The organism is Streptomyces violaceoruber, from assembly GCF_033406955.1.
GTDB lineage: Bacteria > Actinomycetota > Actinomycetes > Streptomycetales > Streptomycetaceae > Streptomyces > Streptomyces violaceoruber.
The window spans coordinates 1,307,913-1,333,799 of sequence record NZ_CP137734.1; the positions used below are offsets into that span (position 1 = coordinate 1,307,913).

Consider the following 25,887-nt stretch of genomic DNA (forward strand, 5'->3'; position numbering starts at 1 on the left):
AATCCGCTGGGACGCCGTGCCGGAGTGGGCTTAGGGTCGGGCGGTCGGCGCGCGTAAGAAGGAGAGCGGCACGTGAACGAGCGGCATGGGAATGAGCAGCACGGGAACGAGCGGCACGGGAACGAGCGGCACACCTACCGGGTGATCGTCCGGGGCACCTGGGAGGGGCTGACCGAGGACGCCCGTGCCCGGTTGCTCGCCGAGGCGGGCGAGCACGGGATGGCGAGCATGCGGTTCACCGAGGAGGGGTCGCTGTCCTACGAACCCGCACCGCTGAAGCACTTCTCGATGCGCTACGTGGTGGTGTCGGACGCGGCGGACGGCGAGGAGATGGCGGGCGCGATCGCCGAGGACCGGGCGGAGGGCGCGCTGCGCGGGCTCGGCTACGGGTTCGGCGACCTCAAGTCCACGGTGACGGACCTGGACACGATGAAGATCAACCGGAAGTCACGGTCTCGGCGGTGATCGCCCAGCGCTGGTGGTCGCGCCAGGCGCCGTCGATGTAGAGCATCCTCGGCGAGAAGCCCTCCAGGTGGAAACCGCAGGCGCGGGCCAGGGCGATCGAGGCGGCGTTGCCCGGCTGGACGTTGATCTCCAGCCGGTGCAGCCGCATCGGCCCGAACGCGTACCGCACCACGAGGTCCAGCCCCTCACGCATCAGCCCGCGGCCGGCCGCGTGCGCGAAGGCGCCGTAGCCGAGCGCGCCGCTGAGGAAGCCGCCCTCGACGATGTTGTTGATGTTGACGAATCCGGCGATGGAACCGCCGTCCGGCACCGGGCCCGCCGGCCCGCCCGCCCCGTCCGTCGCCTCGGTGTCCTTCTCGCACACCAGGAACCCGGCCTTGGTGCGGTCCTCGATGAGCCGGGCCGCGTAGGCCTCGTACGCCTGGACGCTCTCCGGCGGGAAGAGCCAGGGGTGGTGCAGGTCCTTGCTCTGGCGGGCCCGGGCGGTGAACTCGGCGGCGTCCGCGTGGCTGAAGTGCCGGATGCCCACGCGCGGGCCCTCGGCGAGGTGGCGGGGCGGGGTGTGCGGCATGGGGCCAGCCTACGCCGGGGAGCACAGCGCCGGCCGGTCCAGCGTCAAGGTGCCCGCGTCCGCGTCGAGTTCCGCCGGTACGCCGAACGGGACGGTCAGCGCCCCCTCGCAGTGCCCGAACCCGAAGTCCTCGACGACCGGCACGCCGAGGCCGCCGAGCCGGTCGGCCAGCAGGGGCCGCAGCCGTTCGTAGGGCTCGCACTGCGCCCACGAGCCGAGCAGCACACCGCCGACCCCGTCGAGCCAGCCGGAGCGCAGCAACTGCGTGAGGTACCGGTCGATGCGGTACGTCTCCTCCCCCACGTCCTCCAGGCACAGCAGGCCGCCGCGCGCACCGGGCCGGGCGTGCGGGGTGCCCAGGTCGGCGGCGAGCAGGGCGAGGCAGCCGCCCAGGGTGACGCCCCGGGCCCGGCCGGGCACCAGCGGTGTGCCGCCGGAGGTGATCACGCGGACCGTCGCCGGGGCGAACAGGGTGGCCCGCAGGTGCTCCTGGGCCCGGGCGTTCTTGATGAAGTCGATCCCGGCCGCCATCGGTCCGTGCAGGGTGACCAGGCCGAGGCGGGTGGCGAACGCCTCGTGCAGCGCGGTGATGTCGCTGAAGCCGACGAACACCTTGGGACCGGCCGCGCGCATCGCCTCCCAGTCGAGCAGGTCGGCCATGCGCTGGACGCCGTACCCGCCGCGGGCGCACAGCACGGCGTCCACGGCCGGGTCGCACCAGGCGGCCTGGAGGTCGGCGGCCCGGTCGGCGTCGGTGCCCGCGAGGTAGTCGAAGGTGTCGTGCCGGTCCAGGACGTGCGGCACCACGACCGGGTCGAGGTCCCAGCCGCGCAGCACGTCCAGGCCCGCCTGGAGCCGCTCCTCGGGGACGGGCCCGCTGGGCGCGACGACGGCCACCCGGGCGCCGGGGGCGAGCCGGGCCGGCCGGACCAGCTCCCGCACCCGGCTCACCGGGTCAGCTCCAGGACCGGGACGCCGGGCGGGGTCAGCCCGAAGACCTGGGCGTAGAGGGACAGCTCCGCCTCCAGCGCGCGCACCATGGTCTCCGCGCGGCGGAATCCGTGTCCCTCGCCCTCGAAGGCGAGGTAGGCGTGCGGCACGCCGCGGCCCGCCATCCGGTCGAGGAACCGCTCGCACTGCACGGGCGGGCAGATCACGTCGTCCAGTCCCTGGAGCAGCAGGAACGGGGCGGTGACGCGCTCGGCGTGCTCGGCGGGCGACCGGTCGGTGTAGCGGTCCGGGACCTCGGCATACGGGCCGATCAGACTCTCCAGGTACTGCGACTCGAAGTCGTGGGTCTCGCCGGTCCCCCAGCCGGTCAGGTCGAGGATCGGGTAGCTGATCGTGCCGCAGGCGTAGACGTCGGTGGTGGCCAGCGAGGCGGCGGACGTCCAGCCGCCCGCGCTGCCGCCGCGCACGGCGAGCCGCGCCCGGTCGGCGGTGCCCTCGTCGGCGAGGGCGAGGGCGACGGCGGCGCAGTCCTCGACGTCGACCACGCCCCACTGCTCGCGCAGCCGGTTGCGGTACTCCCTGCCGTGGCCGCTGGAGCCCCCGTAGTTGACCTCGGCGACACCGATGCCGCGGGAGGTGAAGTAGGCGATCTCCAGGTCGAGGACGAGCGGGGAACGGCTGGTGGGTCCGCCGTGCGCCCAGATGACGTACGGCGGCAGTTCGCCGTCCGGGGCCCGGCAGCCGGGGTGGTGCGGCGGGTAGACGTGGGCGTGGATCTCGCGTCCGCCCGGTCCCGTGAAGGTACGGATCCGCGGCCGCGGGTAGAACTCCGGGTCCGTGGCGTCCTCGTGCGGGGCGCCGATCACCCGGGCGCGGCCGGTGCGGGCGTCCAGCTCGACGACCTCGTAACCGCTGCGGGGGCTCGCGCCGACGGCGGCGACGCGCTCACCGTGCGCGGCGAGGGCGGGCGCGAACTCCGTCCAGGGGCCCGCCGCGTCGACGACCTCGCCGGTCTCGGGGTCGAGTATGCCGAGGACGGCGGCGCCCCGGCCGTGCAGAACCGCGATCAGGCCGCTGTCCAGGGGCGCGAACCAGCGCTGCCCGAGCTTCCACAGCGGCCCGCCGAACTCCTCCTCGCGGGGGCACAGCGGCCGCCCGTCACGGTAGAGGTTCCACCAGCCGGTGCGGTCGGAGGCGTACAGCAGCGTGCCGTCCGGGGCCCAGTCCGCCTGGGCGATCGACTCCTCGGGCCCGCCGGCGACGGTCCGGGCCGCCTGGAAGGTGCCCTCGGGACCGACCTCGGCGACGATCAGCTCGGTGCCGTCCCAGGGCATGCGGGGGTGGTCCCAGGCGAGCCAGGCGGCACGGCGCCCGTCGGGCGAGAGGCGGGGTCCGGTGACGAAGCGGTGCCGCTCCGGGGCCAGTTCACGGACCGCGCCCCGGTCGTCGGCCGCGGAGCCGTCCAACGGCACCGCCACCGGCACGCGGCGCACGTCGGTGGGCCCCTCGCCGGTGAACTCCTCCAGGACGCACCACACCTCGCCGCGCTCGGGGCGCGGGTCCGGCTCGATCCAGCGCAGCCCGCCGCCCACCGCGGACAGCGGCGTCAGCGGACGCGGCTCGCCGCCGCCCGGGGTGAAGGCGTACAGCCGCTGGTCGGCGAAGTTCACGAAGACCACCAGCGGGCCGGAGTCGGTCGTGGCCGCGCCCCAGGGCCGGCCGCCGTACTCGATGACGCGGCTGCGCACGTTCCACGGCGCGGGCAGCACCGGCTCCTCGGTGCCGTCGGCGTGCCGCCGCACCAGGGTGCGCCGTCCGCCCTCGGTGGGCCGGGGCGCCGTCCACCACACCTCGTCACCGACGAAGCCGACGTCGTCGGGCCGTCCGTCGTGCGCGGCGGCGAGGGCCGCGTCGACGGGCGAGGGCCACGATCCGTATGACAGAGTCCGCACTGACTCCCCCACTTCTCCTCCAGCTGCTTGCTCGTCCGGGCGGTGCCGGGGTCTTTACGCCGTGCGCAGGAAACGGTCGAGGACATGGACGCCGAAGTGCAGCGCCTCGACCGGGACCCGTTCGTCCACACCGTGGAACAGCGCCTGGTAGTCGAAGCCCTCGGGCAGCTTCAGCGGCGCGAATCCGTATCCGGTGATGCCGAGCCGGGAGAACTGCTTGGCGTCGGTGCCCCCGGACATGCAGTACGGCACGACGTGCCCCTCGGGCGCGAACTCCTCCACGGCCGCACGCATCCGGGCGTACGTCGGCGAGTCCACCGGCGCCTGGAGGGCCACCTCGCGGTGGACGAACTCCCAGTCGACGTCCGGCCCGGTGAGACGGTCGAGGGTGCTGCGGAACTCGTCCTCGGCGCCGTACAGGAACCGCCCGTCGACGTGGGCGACGGCCTCTCCCGGGATGACGTTGACCTTGTACCCGGCGTCCAGCATGGTCGGGTTGGTGCTGTTGCGCACCGTGGACTCGACCAGCTTCCCGGCCTGGCCGAGCTTGTCCAGCAGGGCGTCGACGTCGCTCAGGTCGGTCTCGATGCCGTAGACGGCGGCGATCTCGGTCAGGGCCGCGCGCACGGTCGGGGTCAGGCGCAGCGGCCACGCGTGGTCGCCGATGCGGGTGAGCGCGGCGGCGAGCCGGGTGATCGCGTTCTCCCGGTTCACCTTCGAGCCGTGTCCGGCGCGCCCGCGCGCGGTGAGCTTGAGCCAGCCGGTACCCCGCTCACCGGCGGCGATGGGGTAGAACTGCCGCCCGGCCCCGTCGTGGAAGGTGAACGCCCCGGACTCGCTGACGCCCTCGGTGCAGCCCTCGAAGAGCGCGGCGTGCCGGTCGGCGAGGAAGCCGGAGCCGTCCTCGGCGCTGGCCTCCTCGTCCGCGGTGAAGGCGATCACCACGTCGCGCCGGGGCCGCACGCCGCGCCGGGCCCAGTCGCGGACGACGGCGAGGATCATCGCGTCCATGTTCTTCATGTCGACCGCGCCGCGTCCCCAGACGACGCCGTCGCGGATCTCCCCGGAGAAGGGGTGCACGCTCCAGTCGGCGGCCTCGGCGGGCACCACGTCCAGGTGACCGTGGACCAGCAGCGCGTCGGCCGACGGGTCGGTGCCCTCGATGCGGGCCACGACGTTGGTGCGGCCCGCGGTCCGCTCCAGGAGTGTGGGCTCGATCCCGGCCTCGGCGAGCCGTGCGGCGGCGTACTCGGCGGCCGGCCGCTCCTGGCAGTCGCCGCCGCCGCGGTTGGTGGTGTCGATCCGGATCAGCTCGGAGGTGAACCGGACGACCTCGTCCAGCGCCTGCTCGCCGGTGTCCGGTCCGGTCCCCGTGTGCTCAGCCATACTGCTCCTCCACCGCCGCCGAGACGATCGTCGTGACCGCCCTGAACGTCCGGATCGCCTCGAACATCGTCTCGTGGGTGTACGCCACCTTCCGCTCCCCGACCTGCGCCACCCCGGGCACCACGGTCGCGGCCGCCGCCAGGTGCTCGGCGTCGAACTCCAGGGCGAGGGTGAACGGCCCGCCGCCCACCGGCTCGTGCCGCACCGCGAGCGCGGCTGCCTCCTTGGCCGCGGCCCGGATGTCGGCGGCGGTCCTGGCGGGCGTACGGCACACGGCCGCGTACCGCGACACATGGTCCTTGACCGCGACCTTGCGCGCCTCGGGCGCGTACCCGAGCGCGTCCTCGCAGGCCACGTCGTCGCCGGTGACCAGCACCACGGGCACTCCGTACTCGGCGACCACGTGGGCGTTGAGCAGGCCCTCGCTGGCCCGCACGTCGTTCAGCCAGACGCCGGTGAGCTGGTTGGCGAGGTAGGTGTGGGCGAGGACGCCCTCCATGCCGGCGCCCGCGTGGTACCCGATGAACGCGATGCCGTCCACGTCTCCGTGCTGGACGCCCTCCACCATGGACAGCGCCTTGTGCCGTCCGGTGAGCATCTCCGTGCGCTCGTCGAGCCGCTCCAGGAGGAGGTTGCGCATGCTCCAGTGCGCCTCGTTGACCAGCACCTCGTCGGCGCCGCCGTCGAAGAAGCCGAGCACGGCCGCGTTCACGTCCGAGGTGAACATCGACCGGCACCGCTCCCACTGCGGCGTCCCCGGCAGCACGTCGGCCGGCCAGGTGACGCCGGTGGCGCCCTCCATGTCGGCACTGATGAGGATCTTCATGGCCCGAACCGTACGCGCTGCCCGGCCACCTCTGCCAGGGCTGTGGATAACCATCGGTGGTCTGGACCACTGAAGGGCCCCGTACGGCCTACGATCAGCGCTTTCTCGGAAGTCCCCGCTCCCCGCGCCGCCCCCGGTCCCCAGCCGGATCTCTCGCAGCAGCCGCGCGCTACGCGGTGCCCGCCACCACCCACGTCGACGGCAGTTCGATGCGGGTGCCGTCCGCCGTGTACTCCGTGGTGACCAGCGGGAGTTCACCGCTCGCCAGGACGGTGAGGCCCGCCGCGCGGAGGTACTCGGGCACCGCCTCGTCGGGGACGGCGCCGGGGGTCAGCCCGTGGCGCAGGACGGGGGCGAGTTTGGCGGGCGGCCCGGCGGGCCCCCGGGCCAGGCCCATCAGGACGGTCTTGGCCGCCTGGGAGGGCTCGACCAGGAAGGCGCGGCCGCGTTCGCCGAGGAGCGCGGCGAGGGCGTCGGCCAGGGGCTGCCGGTCGTCGGGCTCGCACTGGTGCAGGACGCCCCGGACGTAGACGTTGGCGTCGCCCAGCTCCGCGTGCAGCGCCTGGGCCTCGGCCTTGTCGGCCGCGTCCAGTTGCCGGTACGCGGCCAGTCCGCCCGGGTCGGCGTGGCGGGCGTGGGCGAGGGCGGCGGCGGAGAGGTCGGCGCCGACCACGTGCGGGAAGCGTTCGGCGAAGTAGCGGGTCTGGGTGCCGTTGCCGCAGCCCAGGTCGATCAGCGGCAGGGCGGCGTCGGTCAGGTGCGGTTCGAAGTGGGCGAGGTGGCGACCGGCGGTCAGCGTCGGCTCCGCGTCCCAGAACACCGCCCCCCGGTCCCCGGAGGCCTCGTTCCAGAAGCCCTCCCAGGCGTCCCGGTACCGACTCGTCACGCTCATGCCCGTCTCCCCAGGTGCGACGACGTACGCCCCGCCGACGACGGGTCCGTACGGTGTATCGCGCCGGGCGCACGGCCACAAGCGCCGGGCGCATTCCTTCACCGGTAGTTCGCGCCGGGCGGATTCGGGCCCCGGACCGAGCGGAGCCGACGCGGGCAGCGCGAACCGCCCACCCGGCGCGCTCGGTGGCCCCGCCCCGGCACCGTCGCTAGCGGTGCCGGGCGGGCAGTGTCAGTTCGAACCACACCGTCTTGCCCGCGCCGGTACGACTGGCGCCCCATTCGCGGGCGAGGGTGCTGACGACGCGCAGACCGCGCCCGGTCTCGTCGCCGGGGCCCGCGCTCTTGAGCGCGGGCAGTTCGTGGTCGTCGTCGTCCACCTCGCACAGCAGCGTGTCGGCGCGCACCAGGCGCAGCGCGACGGGGCGGGCGTGGGAGTGCCGTACGGCGTTGGTGACGAGTTCGCTGACCATCAGCTCGGCGGGGGCCACCAGTTTCGGCAGCCCCCAGTCGTGGAGCTGCTCGCGGACCGCCGCGCGGGCGCGGCCCACCTCCGCCGGGTCGCGGGCGAGGCGCCACTCGGCGACGGCGTCGGGCTCGATGCCGGTCAACCGGGCCATCAGCAGGGCGACGTCGTCCTTGCGGCCGCCGCCGGCACCCAGGGCCCGGATGATGGTGTCGCAGGCGTCGTCCATGGACGCGGCCGGGTGGGCGGCGGACTCGCAGAGGGTGGCGAGGCCGACACCGATGTCCTCGCCGCGCACCTCCACCAGGCCGTCGGTGCACATCACCAGCCGGTCACCGGGCGCCACCGGGACCCGCACCGACTCGAAGGGCACCCCTCCGACGCCGATCGGCGCACCCGTCGGCAGGTCGATCAGCTCGCTGGCGCCGTCCTCGGCGCGGACCAGGACGGGCGGGATGTGGCCGGCGTTGGCGAGGTGCAGTTCCCCGGCGATGGGGTCGTACACGGCGTACAGGCAGGTCGCGAGGTGGGTGTCGCCGAGCCGCTGGGCGAGGTCGTCGAGGTTGCGCAGGAGCTGGGCCGGGGGCAGGTCGAGGCCGGCCATGGTCTGGACGGCGGTGCGCAACTGGCCCATCATCGCGGCCGAGTTGAGGCCGTGCCCCATGACGTCGCCGACGACGAGGGCGGTGCGGGCGCCGGGCAGCTTCACCGCGTCGAACCAGTCGCCGCCGACCCGGCCGAGCAGCGTGCCCGGCAGGTAGCGGGTGGCGATGTCGCAGCCGGCCAGGCGCGCGGGGATGTGCGGGAGCATGCTGTCCTGGAGCGTCTCGGCGACGTTCTCCTGGTGGGTGTACATGCGCGCGTTGTCGAGTACGAGGCCCGCGCGGGCGGCGAGTTCGGCGCCGGTGACGCGGTCCATGTCGTTGAAGACGGGCCGCTCCGGGTGCCGGAGCAGGATCATGAAGCCGAGGACGACGGTGCGTGCCTTCAGCGGCACCAGCAGCATCGAGCGGCCCGTGATGAGCGGCCGGATGTCCCGCTTCTCGAACTGGGAGGCGATGGCGTGGCCCATCTCCTCGGTGATGCGGGGCACCAGGACGGGCTCGCCGGTGGTCATGCACTGGAAGAAGGGGGTGTGCGCCGGGAAGGGCATGGCCTCGCCGACCGGTACGACGTCGTCCCAGCGGCCGGGTTCGTCGGTGTGTTCCAGGGCGACCCGGTGCCACATCGTCGTCGTGTCGGGCACGCCGTCGGGGAAGCCCTCCCCGGCGACGACCTGTTCCCGCAGATAGGTGCCGGCGACGTCGGTGAAGCGCGGGACGACCGCCCGGCTCACCTCGACGATGGTCCGGGAGAGGTCCAGCGAGGTGCCGATCGCGCCGCTGACCTCGTTGAGGAACTCCAGGCGTTCGCGGACCGCGGCGTACTCCAGGTCCTCGGCCTCGTCCCGCAGCTCGTCCGGCACCGGTTCGCCGGCCGCCAGTGCCCGCGCGGCCCGTTCGCGGCGTGCCCGGCGCTCGGCCCGCCGGGGCACGCCCCAGTCGGGGGTGACGGGCACCCGGTCGTGCCGGCTGAACTCCAGGACGGGGTAGCCCAGTTCGAGGACCTGCGCGACGATGCGGGCACTCTCCCCGACGCTCATGCTGGGCAGGATCTCGGGGAGCCGGCGGGCGAGTTCGTCGGCGCCGGGGAAGTCGGTGTGCAGGGCGAACGCGGGGGCGATCCGCTCGACGACGGCCGGCCCGGCGCTGTCGTCGGTCCCGTCGGCGTAGTCCCGCCGCAGTCCGTCCGCGTCGGCGGCCAGCACGAGCAGCCGCTCCGGACCGGGGCCCACCAGGGGGTAGGCCCACCACAGCACGTCGACGCGGTCGTCGGCCCGCACGGTCAGCCGGGCACGGCCCGCGGCGGGATAGGACAGCCGCCCGTCGAGGGAGGACTCCAGACCGGGCCCCGGGCCGTCGTGGGCCGTGTACGAACGGTAGGAGTCGTTGTGCCCGGCGCCGTCCGGTTCCGCGTCCTCGGGGAGCACGCCCGAGACGGGCAGCAGATCGGGGGCGGGCCGTCCGATCGCCTCTTCCTTGGACAGGGCGAACAGCCGCCGCGCGCCACGGCTCCAGTGGGAGACCAGTCCGTCGCGGTCCACCACGACGACGGCCAGCGGGACACGGCCCGTCACGGGGTCGGCCGGCACGGTGTCGGGTCCGGCACGGTGGCCGGGAGGTGCGTCCCGCTCGGTGCCATGGTCCATGGCGTCAGGCCCTCTCTGCCCACGGCTCCGCAAGATCTGTGTCGCCGTCACCACCGTACGGGGGTGGCCGGTGACCATGTGCGGCAACGGGGGAATTGGTGGCACGCGAACACACCGGCGCGCGCCCGCGCGCCGGTGTCGCCGCTCTCAGTCCTCGTGGCCGAGCTGCAGGTCGCGCTCCGTCCGGCCGCCGCCGGCCACCTGGAGCACGGTCGCGACCGGCGGGTAGCCGGCGGCGATGACGGTGTACTCGCCGGACGACAGGTCCACGAACCGGAACGTGCCGTCCGGGCCGGTGGTGAGGGTGTCCACCACGTTGCCCGCGGCGTCGAGCAGCGTCACGCGCGCGTCCTCCACGGCCCGCCCGCCACTGGCCCGCACGGTGCCGCGCAGCACGGCGCCGCCGGCCAGCTCGACGTCCTGGCGGGTCTCCCGGGCGGCCTGGACGCTGACCGGCAGCGCGGCCGGGCGGAAGGCGGGGGCACTGGCGGCGAGCGTGTACTCGCCGGCCACCAGTTCCGTGATGACGTAGCCGCCCTCGCGGCCGCTGCGGGTGGTGGCGACGACCTCGCCGTGGACGTTGGTGAGGGTGACGGTCGCGTCGCGTACGGGGCTTCCGTCGGCGGTCACGACGCTGCCCGCGAGGCGGCCGGCGCCGCCGAGGACCACGTCGAGTTCCACCGGGCGTTCGCCGACCGTCACGGAGACCGCCTGCGGCTGGTGGCCGCCGGCCGCGGCGATCAGGACGTACGCCCCGGAGCCGGGCGTGGCCAGCGCGTACCGTCCGTCGTCGCCGCTGGCACCCCGGCCGATCTGCTGTCCGCCGACGTCGATGAGGGTGAGCGCCGCGCGGGGCACGACGGTGCCGTCGGGGTGCTGCACCGTGCCGCAGACGGGGATGCCGCCGGCGTAGGGCGAACGGGCAGGCGGGACCTGGGCGGCCGGCTGTGGCTGCGGGGCGTGCGGGGCGGTCTCCGGGTCGGTGACGGGGGCGTTGTGGGACACCAGGGGTTTCTCCTTGAGGAAGAGGGCGATGAGGAGCCCGAGGACGAGGACCGGCACCAGGTAGAGGAAGATCCGCGGCATGGCGTCGGCGTACGCCCCGATGTAGGCGTCGCGCAGCGCCGGGGGCAGGGAGTGGACGAGCTGGGGGGTGATGGCCTCGGCGTCCGGGAGGCCGACTCCGGCTTCGGCGGGGATCCGGTCGGCCAGGGCGTCGGTGAGCCGGCCCGCGAAGAGGGTGCCGAAGACGGCCGCGCCGACGCTGCCGCCGATCTGCCGGAAGTAGTTGTTGGCGCTGGTGGCGGTGCCGAGGTCGGTGGGGCGCACCGAGTTCTGGACGGCGAGGACCAGGACGGGCATCACCAGGCCGATCCCGGCGCCGAGGACGGCCATCCAGATGCTGTAGTGCAGCCGGGACGTGTCGGCGTCGAGTCGGGAGAGCAGCCACATGCCGACGACGGACAGCGCGCTGCCGAGGATCGGGTGGATCCGGTAGTGACCGGTACGGCTGATGAGCTGTCCGGAGATGATCGAGGCACCGACGACGCCGCCCATCATCGGCAGCATCAGCAGGCCGGACTCGGTGGCGCTGGCGCCGTCGACCATCTGGAGGAAGGTCGGCAGGTAGCTGGCGGCGCCGAACAGGGCGACGCCGACGACGAGGCCGACCAGGGCGGTGACGTTGAAGATGGAGTCCCGGAACAGGCGCAGCGGGATCAGGGGTTCGGGCGCGAAGTGCTCGGCGACCAGGAAGAGCAGGGTGGCCGCGACCGCTCCGGCGGCGAGGCCGAGGATGACCCGCGAGCCCCATGCGTACTCGGTGCCGCCCCAGCTGGTGAGCAGCACCAGGCAGGTGGAGGCGGCGGCGAGCAGCAGGGCGCCGAGGATGTCGAGGCGCGGCTTGACCCGCGGCCTGGGCAACTTGAGGACGACGGCGACGACGGCCATAGTGACCAGGCCGAAGGGCACGTTGATGTAGAAGCACCAGCGCCAGGAGAGGTGGTCGGTGAAGTAGCCGCCCAGGAGCGGCCCGGCGACCGAGGCGAGTCCGAAGGAGGCGCCGATCAGGCCCATGTACCGGGCGCGTTCGCGGGGCGGCACGATGTCCGCGATGATCGCCTGGACGCCGATCATCAGGCCGCCCGCGCCGACGCCCTGCACCGCGCGGAAGGCGATCAGCTGGTCCATGGTCTGCGCGCGTCCGGCGAGCGCGGAGCCGACGACGAAGACCAGGATGGCGAACTGGAAGACGCCCTTGCGGCCGAAGAGGTCGCCGAGCTTGCCGTAGATGGGCAGTCCGACCGTCGAGGTGAGCAGGTACGCGGTGATCGCCCAGGACATCTTGTCCAGACCGTGCAGCTCACCGACGATCTTGGGCAGCGCCGTGGCGACGATCATCTGCTCCAGGGCCGCGAGCAGCAGCGCCAGCATCAGCCCGACGAAGACCAGCCGCACCCGGCGCGGGCTCAGCCCCGCGTCCCGCTCCCCGTCCGGCCCGGGAACGGGAGGCCCAGGAGGTGCCTGGGCCGCGACGACCGGTTCGTCCTGTACGGGATCCCTTACCGGGTCCTGCACCAGAGTGATCCCGCCCACGTACCGCTCCCCTCATCACACCTGCTCACATTTGCCGCCTGAGGCGACAACTGCGAACAAGTGCGACGAGTTACGGACGTACGGCGGGTTCGCGCGGAGATCACTCGAACCGGTGAGGCGGCCAACAGCCGCCCCGTGTCTGCCCTTTGGCTACTTCTCGACCTCGGCGGCGAGCTTGGCGAGCAGGGCGTCGTAGATCCGGGCGAGACCCTTGGGGGCGAAGGTCTTCTCGAAGAAGCCGCCGACGCCGCCCGCGCCCTGCCAGGTGGTGAGCACGACGACCCGGGACTTGCCCTCGCCCGCCGGGGTGACCCGCCAGGTGGTGACCATGGAGGAGTTGCGGTCCTTCTCGACCAGTTCGCCGTCGGTCGGCTCGGTGACCTCCAGCAGGCAGTCGCGGACGCGCTTGCTGGTGGCCTGGAGCTTCCAGTGCACGAGGGTGCCCTCGCCGTCGCCGCCCTCCCGGACCTCGTACTCGCTGAAGTGCTCGGGCAGCAGCTTCTCGCGGGTGCCGCTGTAGTCGGCGAGGGTGTCGAACACCGTCTCCGCGTCCGCTGCGACGATCCGCTCCGTCGTCGCCTCGACCTGCGCCATCGGGTTCCTCCAGGGCCTGGTTCTCGGGGTCGGGGCAAGCCAACCACCCCGCCGCCCGGCCACCAAATCGGGGGGCGCGAAGCGGCCCCGCGCGACTCGTCCGCGGCTTCGTCCGCACGGCTCGCCGGCACGGCCCATCCGCACGACTTCCCCGCACGTCTCGTCCGCACGTCTCGTCCGCACGATCAAGGGAACAAGTGTTCTATTGTGTCGGCAGTGCTACCGAGGAGGCCTCAAATGCGCTGGGAGAACCTCACGGACTCCGACCACGCCCGGGCGGCGGACACCGCGCTGTTCGGCGCGGACGCCGTCGTCACCCGCACGTTCGACACGCCCGAGTTCAGAGGCATCACCTTCCACGAGGTGCGGGCCCGCTCGATCCTGAACCGGGTGCCGGGGGCCTCGCGCATGCCGTTCGAGTGGACGGTGAACCCGTACCGGGGCTGCACCCACGCGTGCGTGTACTGCTTCGCGCGCAAGACCCACAGCTACCTGGACCTCGACACGGGGCTCGGCTTCGACTCCCAGATCGTCGTCAAGGTGAACGCGCCCGAGGTGCTGCGCCGCCAGCTGGCCTCGCGCCGCTGGCAGGGCGAACACGTCGCGATGGGCACCAACGTCGACTGCTACCAGCGCGCGGAGGGCCGCTACCGGTTGATGCCGGGCATCATCGAGGCCCTCACCGAGCGGGCGAACCCGTTCTCCATCCTCACCAAGGGCACGCTGATCCTGCGCGACCTGGACCTGCTGACGCGGGCGGCGCGGGTGACGGAGGTGGGCATCTCGGTCTCGGTCGGCTTCACCGACGCGGAGCTGTGGCGCACCGTGGAGCCGGGCACCCCGGCCCCGGAGCGCCGGCTCGAGGTCGTCCGGGCCCTCGGCGAGCGCGGCATCGGCTGCGGAGTGCTGATGGCACCGGTCATCCCCTTCCTCGGCGACGAACCGGCCCAGCTCAGGGCCACCGTGCGGGCCATCGCCGCCGCCGGTGCCACCTCGGTCACACCCCTGGTGCTGCACCTGCGTCCGGGGGCCCGCGAGTGGTTCATGGCCTGGCTCGGCCGGCATCACCCGCACCTGGTCCGCCGGTACGAACGGCTGTACGCGGACGGCGCCTACGCCCCGAAGTGGTACCAGCGCAGGATCACGCGTCAGGTGCACGACCTGGCCCGCGAGTACGGCATCGGTCCCGCGCGCGCGGGCATGCCGCGAAGGGTCGCGGAGCCGGAGCACTCGCGCCCGGCCGAACCCGCGCCCCCGGAGCCGGTGCAGCTTTCCCTCATCTGACTCGTCCGACAGCCTTGGAGTGCGCGCTCCGGTCGACGAAGCCGACCCCGCCCCGAAGCGAAAGGGATCCTCCATGACCTACGGCTGCATCGCCTCGATGAAGACCCGGCCCGGCTTCCGCGAGGAGGTGGTCTCCCTTCTCCTGAGCGCCGCCGACGGCCTGCGGGACGCCGGCTGCGAGCTGTATCTCGTGGGCCTGTCCGAAAACGACGAGACGACGATCTGGGTGACCGAGGTGTGGCGGACCAGGGAAGATCACGACGCCTCGCTGGAACTGCCCGCGGCGAAGGACGCGATCGGGCGGGCCATGCCCATGCTGACAGGGGAGTTCACCAAGCAGGAGATGTCGGTCGCGGGCGGGCTCGGGCTCTGACGGCACCGTGAGCCCGCCCGGAGCGGCCGGGTAAGAGCATTGGAGGGCATCTTCCGACCCAATCGGGTCAAGTATCGACAGGTCTCGTTCTTCCGAGGGCGCTCCCCGGGACGATCCGGCGAGGACCGCGACCCACGCGGACCCCTGCCCCGCCGTCCTGGGAGTCCTGGGAGACCGCCATGAGACAACGCGCAGCCGTGCTGTGCGGCGCCGCCGTCATCGCCGCCGGGACCGTCACCGCCGTACCCGCCGACGCGAGCGCGCCACGGCCCGCGCACCCCGCGCCCGTGGCGCCCGCGGCGGGCCTGCACTGGGAGAAGTGCGCCACGGAGGACTACCCGACGCTCCAGTGCGCGTCCCTGGAGGTGCCGCTCGACCACGCGCGTCCGCGCGGCCGGCAGATCACGCTGGCGCTGTCCCGCGTCCCGCACACCGCCGGGACATACCAAGGCCCCTTGCTGGTGAACCCCGGCGGGCCCGGAGGCAGCGGGCTGACGCTCGCCGGGTTCGTGGCGTCGTCGCTGCCCGCGAAGGTGGCCGCCCAGTACGACGTCATCGGCTTCGACCCGCGCGGCGTGGGCAGGAGCACTCCCGCGCTGGACTGCCTGCCGGGCCACTTCGACCCGGTGCGCCCCGACTCGCTGCCGGACACGCCGGACGTCGAGCAGGCCAACCTCGCCCGTGCGAAGTCCTTCGCCGACGCCTGCGGCGAGAAGTACGCGGACGTGCTGCCGTACATCGACACGGTCGACGCGGCGCGGGACGTCGACGCGATCCGCGCGGCGCTCGGCGCGGAGAAGCTCAACTACTTCGGCTACTCGTACGGCACCTATCTGGGCGCCGTGTACGCCAAGCTCCATCCCGACCGGGTGCGACGGCTGGTCCTGGACTCCGTCGTCGGGCCGGACGACGTCTGGTACGACGCCAACCTCAACCAGGACCTCGCCTTCAACGACCGCCACCGGGCGTTCCTGGCCTGGATCGCCGAGCACGACGCGGCCTACGGTCTGGGCAGCGACCCCGAGCGGGTCGAGGCCGCCTGGTACGCCATGCGGACGGCCCTGGCCAAGCGGCCGGCCGGCGGGAAGGTCGGCGCCTCCGAGCTGGAGGACACCTACATGCCGGGCGGGTACTACAACGGCTACTGGCCCTACCTGGCCGAGGCGTTCGCCGCCTACGCCAAGGACGAGGACACCGGCCCGCTGGTCGAGGCGTACGAGAACTTCGGCGCCCTGGACGCCTCCGGGGACAACGGCTACAGCGTCTACACCGCGGTGCAGTGCCGCGACGCCGCCTGGCCGCGGGACTGGGACGAGTGGCGGGACGACAGCTGGGACCTGTACGAGAAGGCACCCTTCATGGTGTGGAACAACGCCTGGTACAACGCGCCGTGCGCGTTCTGGCCCACGGGGTCCGGGCAGCCGGTGGACGTCGCCAACGGCGAGCTGCCCCCGGTCCTGCTGTTCCAGGCGACCGGCGACGCGGCCACGCCGTACGAGGGCGGCGTCGCCGCGCACCGGCTGCTGCGCGACTCCGCTCTCGTCGTCGAGGAGGGCGGCGGGAACCACGGCATCACGCTGAGCGGGAACGACTGCCTGGACGAGCACCTGGCCGCCTACCTGACCGACGGAACGGTGCCGCGCGGCGGCGGTGGCGAGGCGGACGCGGTGTGCCAGGCGCTGCCGGACCCGAAGCCGCTGGAGTCCAAGGCGGCTTCCACGTCCTCGCGGGGTTCGACCCTGCACGGACTGCTCGGCTTCCGCCGCTAGCCGTCCCGTTGCCGCACGCCGCACCCCGTCGGCGGCGTTGTCGGTGGCGTGGTCCACGATGGACGCATGAGTGAACTGACCAGGATCCCGGCCCCCGAGGGCGTCGCGCCCGCCGCTCAGTACACCCATGTCGTCCTCGGCACCGGGCGCTTCGTGGCCGTCTCGGGGCAGCTCGCCCTGGACGAGGACGGCAAGGTGGTCGGCGAGGGCGACCCCGCGGCCCAGGCCCGCCAGGTCTTCGAGAACCTGCGCCGGTGCCTGGACTCGGCCGGAGCGGCCTTCGACGACGTGGTGAAGCTGACCTTCTTCGTCACGGACATGGCCCACATGGGCGCGATCCGCGCCGCCCGCGCCGAGCACATACCCGACGACCGGCTGCCGGCCGCCTCCGCGGTGCAGGTGGCCGCGCTGGTCCGGCCGGAGTTCCTCATGGAGATCGAGGCGTTCGCGGTCGTGGCGCCGTGAGCGGTCCGCAGGCGCGCGTGCGGGTGCGGGAGATGACCCTCGCGGACTGCGACCGGGTCTCCCTGATCCGGGTCCGGGGCTGGCAGAGCGCCTATCGGGGCCTGATGCCGCAGCCGTACCTCGACGCGATGGACCCCGCCGCCGACGCCGAGCGCCGCCGCTCCCTGTTCGCCCGGCCCCCGGAGGGCTTGGTGAACCTGGTCGCCGAGGACGAGGGCGGCGAGGTCGTCGGCTGGGCCTGTCACGGTCCCTACCGGGACGGCGAGGCACGCACCGCGGACGCCGAGCTGTACGCCCTCTACGTCGACGCCGCACGGTTCGGCGCGGGCATCGGCCGCGCCCTGGCCGGGGAGTCGGTACGCCGGTGCCGGGCCGCCGGGCACGCGCGCATGCTCCTGTGGGTGCTCAAGGGCAACGTCCGCGCCCGGCGCTTCTACGATCGGGCGGGGTTTCGCCCCGACGGAGCCGAGGAGCCCTTCGAGGTCGACGGCGTCGCGGTGCCCGAGGTGCGGTACGCCCGGCCGTTGCAGGGCTGACCGGGCGTCACCACGGGGACCGGCACCGGCCGGTGCCTCACCGCTGCCCCGGGATGCGTGCCAGGGCCCGCACCGCCGCCTGCGCCAGCGCCGGGTGGGCGAGCGCGTCGTTCAGGACGGGACCGGCGCGGTCGTCGCCGAGGGCACCGAGTCCCTCGACGCAGGCGAGCGCGACGCGCCGGTAGGGATCGTGCGGGCGCAGCCGCCGCTCCAGGGTGGTGATCAGCGCGGGTACCGCCTCGGGGGCCCGCAGCTCGACCAGCAGCCGTACCGGGTGCAGGGCGTAGGCGACCCGCAGTTCGTTGGTGGCGAGGGCCGCGGCCGCGCGGGCGGTCCGCGGGTCGCCCAGGCGCGCCAGGGCGTGCGCGGCCGAGGCGCAGCGGGGCGGGTCGCGGTGGTTCAGCAGGAGTACGAGCGACTCGAAGGCCCGCCGGTCCCCCGCCACCCCCAGCCGGAACGCGGCCAGTTCCCTGGCCCACAGCGGGTGTCCGGGCTCGGTGAGCACGGCGGCCAGCTCGTCCTGGTCCCCGGTCGCCACGAGCCGGTCGTACACCGCCGCGGCCTCCGGAACACCCGACGCCGCCGACTCGGCCCGTAAACGCTCCGTGAGCGCTCGCAACTCTTCGTCCATGACACCGAGGTTAGGGGCGTCACACCCCGTCTGGGACGTACATCACGAACGTCGAGGGCTGGCGCGCTCGTTACCCGCGGGTTAACCTCAGACGAGCGGGTCACCCACCCGCAGCAACTCCTCACGGTGGTCTGGTGACGCAACCACCGGGAGGACAGTCGGTCCGGTACCTCGGGTACCGCATCAGGACCCGGCCTCGGGACAGGGCCGGTCACAGGCCGCCGGGCGGGCGTGTGCACGCCCCCAGGACGGCACCGGGCGTGTGCGCGAGTCGGCCCGGCAACACCCGCACTCCCTTCCTTCTCCTTCTCACGCACCCGGTGCGCCCACGGCGTACCCGGGGCGCGTTCCCGTCGTCACCCCTCATTCCTGGAGTCCCGCGATGGCCACTCCCCTGTCCGACACCCCTCTGTCCCCGCTCCGCACCGTCGCCGTCGTCGGCCTCGGCACCATGGGCACCGGCATCGCCGAGATCCTGGCCGGGGCCGGCCGCGAGGTCGTCGGCATCGACGTCAGCGAGGCGCAGGCCGTCAAGGCGGTCGCCGCGCTGGAGTCCTCCACCGCCCGTGCCGTCGAGCGCGGCCGGCTGACCGAGGAGGAGCGCGCCGCCGCCCTGGGCCGCGTCCGCACCTCCACCGACCTGCGGGCGGCCGCCGGCGCCGACCTGGTGATCGAGGTGGTCCCGGAGTCGTACGAGATCAAGCAGCGGGTCTTGAGGGAGCTGGACGGGATCGTGCGTCCGGAGGCGATCCTGGCGACCGGCACCAACGCGCTGTCCGTCACGCGGCTGGCCGCCGACTCGGCCCGCCCGGAGCGGGTGCTCGGCCTGCACTTCTTCAACCCGGCACCGGCCATGAAGCTGGTCGAGGTCGTCTCCTCGGTGCTGACCGCGCCCGCCGCCGTCACGGCCGTCACCGACCTCGCCCTGGACCTCGGCAAGGAGCCGGTCGCGGTCGGGGACCGGCCCGGGTTCGTCGCGGACGGGCTGCTGTTCGGCTACCTCAACCAGGCCGCCGCGATGTACGAGGCGAACTACGCCTCCCGCGAGGACATCGACGCCGCGATGCGGCTCGGCTGCGGCCTGCCGATGGGACCGCTGGCCCTGCTCGACCTGGTGGGCGTGGACACCGCGCGCACGGTCCTGGAGGCCATGTACGCCGCCTCCCGCGACCGGCTGCACGCCCCCGCGCCGATCCTCAGGCAGCTCAGCGAGGCGGGCCTGACGGGGCGCAAGGCGGGGCGCGGCTTCTACACCTACGAGGCGCCCGGCAGCGCGGTCGTGGTGCCGGACGCGCTGACCCCGGCCAGGGGCGGCAACGCGGTCGCCGGACGGCCGGTGCGCGCGGTGGGCGTGGCCGGTTCGGGCACCATGGCGTCCGGCATCGCGGAGGTGTTCGCCAAGGCCGGGTACGCGGTGGTGCTGGCCGCCCGCAGCGCGGAGAAGGCGCAGACGGCCAAGGCCCGGATCGGGAAGTCCCTGTCCCGGTCGGTGGACAAGGGACGCATGACCGCGGAGGCGGCCGCGCGGACGCTGGAGCTGATCACGCCGACGGGCACGTACGACGACTTCGCCGACGTCGACCTGGCCGTGGAGGCCGTCGCCGAGGACCTGGAGGTGAAGCGGCAGCTGTTCGGCACGCTGGACAAGGTCTGCAAGCCCGGCGCGGTGCTGGCCACCACCACGTCCTCGCTGCCGGTCGTCGCCTGCGCCCGCGCCACCTCGCGCCCGCAGGACGTGATCGGGATGCACTTCTTCAACCCGGCCCCGGCGATGAAGCTGGTCGAGGTGGTCCGCACGGTGCTGACCGCCGACGACGTGCACGCCACGGTGCACGAGGTCTGCGCCAAGGTGCGCAAGCACGCCGTGGACTGCGGCGACCGGGCCGGGTTCATCGTGAACGCGCTGCTGTTCCCGTACCTCAACAACGCGGTCAAGATGGTGCAGGAGCACTACGCGACCCTCGACGACATCGACGCGGCGATGAAGCTGGGCGGCGGTTACCCGATGGGCCCGTTCGAGCTGCTCGACGTGGTCGGACTCGACGTGTCGCTCGCCATCGAGAAGGTGCTGCACCGGGAGTTCCGCGACCCGGGCCTCGCGCCGGCGCCGCTGCTCGAGCACCTGGTGGCCGCGGGCTGCCTCGGCCGCAAGACGGGCCGCGGTTTCCGCGAGCATGCCCGCCGCTGAGCCGTCGGGCGACTGGCCGCGGTCCGAGGAGGACTGGGGCGGACTGCTCGATCCGGCCGGGTCTCCCCCGCCCCACGCGGGCGGGGGGATCCCCGGTCACGCGCATGATTGCGCCCGCATGCAGTACGTTCGGGTCATGTCCCAGCCCGCCAAGTCCTCACGTACCTCAGCCACGCCCGACGCGCCGGAGAGCGCGGCCGGCAGCCGAGCCGCCGCCCAGCGGCTCAAAATGCGCCGGGAGCTGGCGGCGGCGGCGATGGAGCTGTTCGCGACCAAGGGGTACGAGGCGACCACCGTCGACGAGATCGCGGCCCAGGCCGGGGTGGCCCGCCGCACCTTCTTCCGCCACTTCCGCTCCAAGGAAGAGGCGATCTTCCCGGACCACGACGACACCCTGGTGCGGGCCGAGGCGGTGCTCAACGCGGCGCCCGCGCACGAGCATCCGCTCGACACGGTGTGCCGCGGCATCAAGGAAGTCATGAAGATGTACGCGGCCCGGCCGGAGATCTCGGTGGCCCGCTACAAGCTGACGCGCGAGGTGCCCACCCTGCGCGAGGCGGAGATCGCGTCGGTGGCCCGATACGAGCGGCTGTTCACCCGCTATCTGCTCGGCCACTTCGACGAGCACGCGCACGACGACGACGCCAACGACGACCCGCTGCTCGCGGAGGTCGCGGCGTCCGCCGTGGTCACCGCGCACAACCACGTGCTGCGGCGCTGGCTGCGGGCCGACGGACAGGGCGACGTCGAGGCCGAGCTGGACCACGCCTTCGCGATCGTGCGCAGGACCTTCGGCACGGGCATCGGGGCGGGCCGCAGCACGGCCTCCACCGCCCGCCCCGCCGTCTCCTCCTCGGCCTCCGTGCAGGGCGAGGTGCTCGTGACGGTGGCGCGCACCGACGCGCCGCTGCACGAGGTCATGCGCACCATCGAACAGGCGCTCAAGGAGCGCTGACCGTCCCCCACCGCACCGTTCGACTCTGTGACGACGGCCACCCACCGGGTGGCCGTTTTTGCATGTCGGCGTCCGTTTTTCCCCTTCGGCGGGAGATGATTCGATCGATCATCGCTCATCTGTCACGTAAAGATTTCATCTGAGAAGAGTTTCTGGCACTCAGTGCCTTGCGGGGTGACACGCGGTGTCATACGTTGAAGGTGTTCGGGCTGTCCCCGCACCTCATCCCCTGCGCGTCCGAACGCCTGCGTCACAGGCACACACCCTCACCTCAGCAGCACCGACGTAACCCTCAGCGCCCCTCCCTCAGGGCGCTCACCGCCGGAGGCAACACCGTGACCGTGAAGGACATCCTGGACGCGATCCAGTCGCCCGACTCCACGCCGGCCGACATCGCCGCACTGCCGCTCCCCGAGTCGTACCGCGCGATCACCGTGCACAAGGACGAGACCGAGATGTTCGCGGGCCTCGAGACCCGCGACAAGGACCCCCGCAAGTCGATCCACCTGGACGACGTGCCGGTGCCCGAGCTGGGCCCCGGCGAGGCCCTGGTGGCCGTCATGGCCTCCTCGGTCAACTACAACTCGGTGTGGACCTCGATCTTCGAGCCGCTGTCCACCTTCGGGTTCCTGGAGCGCTACGGCCGGGTCAGCGACCTCGCCAAGCGGCACGACCTGCCGTACCACGTCATCGGCTCCGACCTCGCCGGTGTCGTCCTGCGCACCGGTCCGGGCGTCAACGCCTGGCAGGCGGGCGACGAGGTCGTCGCGCACTGCCTCTCCGTCGAGCTGGAGTCCTCCGACGGCCACAACGACACGATGCTCGACCCCGAGCAGCGCATCTGGGGCTTCGAGACCAACTTCGGCGGCCTCGCGGAGATCGCGCTGGTCAAGTCCAACCAGCTGATGCCGAAGCCGGACCACCTGAGCTGGGAGGAGGCCGCCGCTCCCGGCCTGGTCAACTCCACCGCGTACCGCCAGCTCGTCTCCCGCAACGGCGCCGGCATGAAGCAGGGCGACAACGTGCTCATCTGGGGCGCGAGCGGCGGACTCGGCTCGTACGCCACCCAGTTCGCCCTCGCCGGCGGCGCCAACCCGATCTGCGTCGTCTCCTCGCCGCAGAAGGCGGAGATCTGCCGCGCGATGGGCGCCGAGGCGATCATCGACCGCAACGCCGAGGGCTACCGGTTCTGGAAGGACGAGAACACCCAGGACCCGAAGGAGTGGAAGCGCTTCGGCAAGCGCATCCGCGAACTGACCGGCGGCGAGGACATCGACATCGTCTTCGAGCACCCCGGCCGCGAGACCTTCGGCGCCTCCGTCTTCGTCACCCGCAAGGGCGGCACCATCACCACCTGCGCCTCGACCTCGGGCTACATGCACGAGTACGACAACCGCTACCTGTGGATGTCCCTGAAGCGCATCATCGGCTCGCACTTCGCCAACTACCGCGAGGCCTGGGAGGCCAACCGCCTCATCGCCAAGGGCAGGATCCACCCCACGCTCTCCAAGGTGTACTCCCTCGAGGACACCGGCCAGGCCGCCTACGACGTCCACCGCAACCTCCACCAGGGCAAGGTCGGCGTGCTGTGCCTGGCGCCCGAGGAGGGCGCGGGCGTGCGCGACCGGGAGAAGCGCGCGCAGCACCTCGACGCCATCAACCGCTTCCGGAACATCTGAGGACGGCGGAGGCCACACATGACTGAGCGTCACAAGGACCGGCCGTGGCTCATGCGCACCTACGCCGGTCACTCCACGGCCGAGGCGTCCAACGAGCTGTACCGGCGCAACCTCGCCAAGGGCCAGACGGGTCTGTCGGTCGCCTTCGACCTGCCGACCCAGACCGGCTACGACTCCGACCACGTCCTCGCCCGCGGCGAGGTCGGCCGGGTCGGCGTGCCGGTCGCGCACCTCGGTGACATGCGCCGGCTGTTCCAGGACATCCCGCTGGAGCAGATGAACACCTCGATGACCATCAACGCCACGGCCATGTGGCTGCTGGCGCTCTACCAGGTCGTCGCGGAGGAGCAGGGCGCGGACCTCACCAAGCTCCAGGGCACGACCCAGAACGACATCGTCAAGGAGTACCTGTCCCGGGGGACGCACGTCTTCCCGCCGGGACCGTCGCTCCGCCTGACGACGGACATGATCGCGTACACGGTGTCCCACCTGCCCAAGTGGAACCCGATCAACATCTGCAGCTACCACCTGCAAGAGGCGGGCGCCACGCCGGTGCAGGAGATCGCGTACGCGATGTCCACCGCGATCGCCGTGCTCGACGCGGTGCGGGACAGCGGCCAGGTGCCGCAGGAGCGCATGGGCGACGTGGTCGGCCGCATCTCCTTCTTCGTGAACGCGGGCGTCCGCTTCGTCGAGGAGATGTGCAAGATGCGCGCCTTCGGCCGCATCTGGGACCGCGTCACCCGCGAGCGCTACGGCATCGAGAACCCCAAGCACCGCCGCTTCCGCTACGGCGTCCAGGTCAACTCCCTGGGCCTGACCGAGGCGCAGCCGGAGAACAACGTGCAGCGGATCGTGCTGGAGATGCTGGCGGTCACCCTCTCCAAGGACGCACGCGCGCGTGCCGTGCAGCTGCCGGCCTGGAACGAGGCGCTGGGCCTGCCCCGGCCCTGGGACCAGCAGTGGTCGCTGCGCATCCAGCAGGTGCTGGCGCACGAGAGCGACCTGCTGGAGTACGAGGACCTCTTCGAGGGCTCGAAGGTGGTCGAGGCGAAGGTCGACGAGCTGGTCGAGGCGGCCTTCGCGGAGATCGAACGCATCCAGGAGATGGGCGGCGCGATGGCCGCCGTCGAGTCCGGCTACCTCAAGTCCCAGCTGGTGGCCTCGCACGCCGAGCGCCGGGCCCGGATCGAGTCCGGCGAGGAGAAGATCATCGGTGTCAACGCCTTCGAGGGCACCGAGCCCAACCCGCTGACCGCCGACCTGGACACCGCGATCCAGACGGTCGACCCGGCGGTGGAGGCCCGTGTCATCGCCTCGCTGCACAACTGGCGGGACACGCGGTACCAACCGCCCTTCAACCACCCGCGCCCCTGCAAGGCGCTGGAGAAGCTGAAGGAGGCGGCACGCGGCACCGGCAACCTCATGGAGGCCACCCTGGAGTGCGCCCGCGCCGGTGCCACGACCGGCGAGTGGGCCGGGGCGCTGCGCGAGGTCTTCGGCGAGTTCCGGGCGCCGACCGGCGTGTCCTCGGCGCCGGTCGCGGTCACCGCGGAGGAGGGTTCGGCCCTGTCTCAGGTGCGCCGCAAGGTGGAGCTGACGGCCAAGGAGATGGAGGTCGGCAAGCTCCGCTTCCTGGTCGGCAAGCCCGGCCTGGACGGCCACTCCAACGGCGCCGAGCAGATCGCCGTGCGCGCCCGCGACGCCGGCTTCGAGGTGGTCTACCAGGGCATCCGGCTCACCCCGGAGCAGATCGTGGACGCCGCCCTCGCGGAGGACGTGCACGCGGTGGGCCTGTCCATCCTGTCCGGCTCGCACGCCCAACTGGTGCCGGACGTACTCGAACGGCTCCGTGTGGCCGGTGCCACAGACATCCCGGTGATCGCCGGTGGCATCATCCCGAACGGTGACGCCGAGGACCTGCGGGCCGCGGGAGTGGCCGCGGTCTTCACCCCGAAGGACTTCGACATCACCGGCATCATCGGCCGGATCGTCGACGAGATCCGGTACGCGAACAAGCTCGACCCCCTGGAGGTCCCCGCATGACCACGGTCAACCGCCCGCCCGTCTCCCACCACCACCCTCAGACGGCGTCCCTGCGGGACGGCACCTCTCGCCTTCGCCCCCGGCGTTCCTGCCTGGCGGTCCCGGGAAGCAACCCCCGCTTCCTGGAGAAGGCCCAGGGCCTCCCCGCCGACCAGGTCTTCCTCGACCTGGAGGACGCCTGCGCGCCGCTCGCCAAGCCGGAGGCGCGGCACACCATCGTCAAGTTCCTCAACGAGGGCGACTGGACCGGCAAGACCCGCGTCGTGCGCGTCAACGACTGGACGACCGAGTGGACGTACCGGGACGTCGTGACGGTGGTGGAGGGCGCCGGCCCGAACCTGGACTGCATCATGCTCCCCAAGGTCCAGGACGCCCAGCAGGTCGTCGCCCTCGACCTCCTCCTGACCCAGATCGAGAAGACGATGGGCTTCGAGGTCGGCCGGATCGGCATCGAGGCGCAGATCGAGAACGCGCAGGGTCTCAACAACGTCAACGAGATCGCCCAGGCGAGCCCGCGCGTGGAGACCATCATCTTCGGCCCGGCCGACTTCATGGCGTCCATCAACATGAAGTCCCTGGTCGTGGGCGAGCAGCCGCCCGGCTACCCGGCCGACGCCTACCACTTCATCCTGATGAAGATCCTGATGGCCGCCCGCGCCAACAACCTCCAGGCGATCGACGGCCCCTACCTCCAGATCCGCAACGTGGACGGCTACCGCGAGGTCGCCCAGCGCGCCGCCGCCCTCGGTTTCGACGGCAAGTGGGTGCTGCACCCGGGCCAGGTCGAGGCGTCCAACGAGATCTTCTCGCCCTCCCAGGAGGACTACGACCACGCCGAGCTGATCCTGGACGCGTACGACTACTACACGTCCGAGGCGGGCGGCAAGAAGGGCTCGGCGATGCTCGGCGACGAGATGATCGACGAGGCCAGCCGCAAGATGGCGCTGGTCGTCTCCGGCAAGGGACGTGCCGCGGGCATGCGGCGTACGTCGAAGTTCGAGATCCCGGAGGGCTGA

21 protein-coding genes are annotated in these 25,887 nt (G+C 72.6%); 11 read left to right on the forward strand and 10 right to left on the reverse strand.

Annotated features, from left to right (window positions below):
- The first annotated feature begins 72 nt into the window (after positions 1–72).
- On the forward strand, positions 73–465 hold the full coding sequence (locus R2E43_RS05970) for a DUF6204 family protein (RefSeq protein WP_051815047.1): 393 nt from the start codon (positions 73–75) through the stop codon (positions 463–465).
- On the opposite strand, the gene R2E43_RS05975 is transcribed toward R2E43_RS05970, so the two are convergent.
- The 9 genes from R2E43_RS05975 to R2E43_RS06015 form a co-directional block, all read right to left on the reverse strand.
- On the reverse strand, positions 437–1,036 hold the full coding sequence (locus tag R2E43_RS05975) for a GNAT family N-acetyltransferase (RefSeq protein WP_011030960.1): 600 nt from the start codon (positions 1,034–1,036) through the stop codon (positions 437–439). The genes R2E43_RS05970 and R2E43_RS05975 overlap by 29 nt on opposite strands.
- Before the next feature lie 9 nt (positions 1,037–1,045).
- Complete coding sequence (locus R2E43_RS05980) at positions 1,046–1,978, reverse strand: S66 peptidase family protein (protein ID WP_332057106.1); 933 nt, start codon at positions 1,976–1,978, stop codon at positions 1,046–1,048.
- A gap of 5 nt (positions 1,979–1,983) precedes the next feature.
- Complete coding sequence (locus R2E43_RS05985) at positions 1,984–3,951, reverse strand: S9 family peptidase (protein WP_003972490.1); 1,968 nt, start codon at positions 3,949–3,951, stop codon at positions 1,984–1,986.
- A gap of 42 nt (positions 3,952–3,993) precedes the next feature.
- Positions 3,994–5,325, reverse strand: coding sequence for a M20/M25/M40 family metallo-hydrolase (locus R2E43_RS05990; protein WP_003972491.1), 1,332 nt, complete (start codon positions 5,323–5,325; stop codon positions 3,994–3,996).
- The gene (locus tag R2E43_RS05995) at positions 5,318–6,151 is read right to left on the reverse strand and encodes a M55 family metallopeptidase (RefSeq protein WP_332055972.1); all 834 of its coding nucleotides are present in this window, start codon (positions 6,149–6,151) and stop codon (positions 5,318–5,320) included. The genes R2E43_RS05990 and R2E43_RS05995 overlap by 8 nt, the downstream gene beginning before the upstream one ends.
- 169 nt (positions 6,152–6,320) lie before the next feature.
- Positions 6,321–7,043, reverse strand: a complete 723-nt coding sequence (locus tag R2E43_RS06000; protein ID WP_030863159.1) for a class I SAM-dependent methyltransferase — start codon at positions 7,041–7,043, stop codon at positions 6,321–6,323.
- 208 nt (positions 7,044–7,251) lie between these two features.
- Positions 7,252–9,756, reverse strand: a complete 2,505-nt coding sequence (locus R2E43_RS06005) for an ATP-binding SpoIIE family protein phosphatase (protein ID WP_332055973.1) — start codon at positions 9,754–9,756, stop codon at positions 7,252–7,254.
- 147 nt (positions 9,757–9,903) lie between these two features.
- Entirely contained in the window at positions 9,904–12,351 is a 2,448-nt protein-coding gene (locus tag R2E43_RS06010; protein ID WP_016327744.1) for an MFS transporter, read from the reverse strand.
- Between the two features lie 150 nt (positions 12,352–12,501).
- The gene (locus R2E43_RS06015; protein ID WP_003972496.1) at positions 12,502–12,945 is read right to left on the reverse strand and encodes an SRPBCC family protein; all 444 of its coding nucleotides are present in this window, start codon (positions 12,943–12,945) and stop codon (positions 12,502–12,504) included.
- A gap of 237 nt (positions 12,946–13,182) precedes the next feature.
- Here R2E43_RS06015 and R2E43_RS06020 point away from each other — a divergent pair, with 237 nt between their 5' ends.
- The 5 genes from R2E43_RS06020 (at position 13,183) to R2E43_RS06040 (ending at position 17,372) form a co-directional block, all read left to right on the forward strand.
- Complete coding sequence (locus R2E43_RS06020) at positions 13,183–14,229, forward strand: Rv2578c family radical SAM protein (RefSeq protein ID WP_003972497.1); 1,047 nt, start codon at positions 13,183–13,185, stop codon at positions 14,227–14,229.
- A gap of 73 nt (positions 14,230–14,302) precedes the next feature.
- Positions 14,303–14,602, forward strand: a complete 300-nt coding sequence (locus R2E43_RS06025) for a putative quinol monooxygenase (RefSeq protein WP_030863155.1) — start codon at positions 14,303–14,305, stop codon at positions 14,600–14,602.
- Positions 14,603–14,781: 179 nt separating this feature from the next.
- Positions 14,782–16,371, forward strand: coding sequence for an alpha/beta hydrolase (locus R2E43_RS06030; RefSeq protein ID WP_016327743.1), 1,590 nt, complete (start codon positions 14,782–14,784; stop codon positions 16,369–16,371).
- Positions 16,372–16,437: 66 nt separating this feature from the next.
- Positions 16,438–16,836 carry a RidA family protein gene (locus tag R2E43_RS06035; protein ID WP_332055974.1) on the forward strand — a complete coding sequence of 133 codons (399 nt, stop codon included), beginning with the start codon at positions 16,438–16,440 and terminating at the stop codon, positions 16,834–16,836.
- A complete protein-coding gene (locus tag R2E43_RS06040; RefSeq protein WP_003972501.1) occupies positions 16,833–17,372 on the forward strand; it encodes a GNAT family N-acetyltransferase in 540 nt (179 codons plus the stop codon). Before R2E43_RS06035 ends, R2E43_RS06040 begins: the two co-directional genes overlap by 4 nt.
- A 37-nt stretch (positions 17,373–17,409) precedes the next feature.
- Here the strand turns inward: R2E43_RS06040 and R2E43_RS06045 are convergent, their stop codons facing one another.
- Positions 17,410–18,003, reverse strand: coding sequence for an adenylosuccinate lyase (locus R2E43_RS06045; RefSeq protein WP_003972502.1), 594 nt, complete (start codon positions 18,001–18,003; stop codon positions 17,410–17,412).
- Between the two features lie 382 nt (positions 18,004–18,385).
- Between R2E43_RS06045 and R2E43_RS06050 the strand changes: the two genes are divergently transcribed.
- From R2E43_RS06050 to R2E43_RS06070, 5 genes are all read left to right on the forward strand, one after another.
- On the forward strand, positions 18,386–20,191 hold the full coding sequence (locus R2E43_RS06050; protein ID WP_030863153.1) for a 3-hydroxyacyl-CoA dehydrogenase family protein: 1,806 nt from the start codon (positions 18,386–18,388) through the stop codon (positions 20,189–20,191).
- A gap of 136 nt (positions 20,192–20,327) precedes the next feature.
- Positions 20,328–21,146 (forward strand): TetR family transcriptional regulator, encoded by an 819-nt coding sequence (locus R2E43_RS06055; protein WP_003972504.1) that lies wholly within the window; start codon positions 20,328–20,330, stop codon positions 21,144–21,146.
- Positions 21,147–21,487: 341 nt separating this feature from the next.
- A complete protein-coding gene (gene ccrA / locus R2E43_RS06060; RefSeq protein WP_206309209.1) occupies positions 21,488–22,825 on the forward strand; it encodes a crotonyl-CoA carboxylase/reductase in 1,338 nt (445 codons plus the stop codon).
- An 18-nt stretch (positions 22,826–22,843) separates the two neighbouring features.
- Positions 22,844–24,871, forward strand: coding sequence for a protein meaA (locus tag R2E43_RS06065; protein WP_193485624.1), 2,028 nt, complete (start codon positions 22,844–22,846; stop codon positions 24,869–24,871).
- Positions 24,868–25,887, forward strand: a complete 1,020-nt coding sequence (locus R2E43_RS06070) for an HpcH/HpaI aldolase/citrate lyase family protein (protein WP_011030946.1) — start codon at positions 24,868–24,870, stop codon at positions 25,885–25,887. Before R2E43_RS06065 ends, R2E43_RS06070 begins: the two co-directional genes overlap by 4 nt.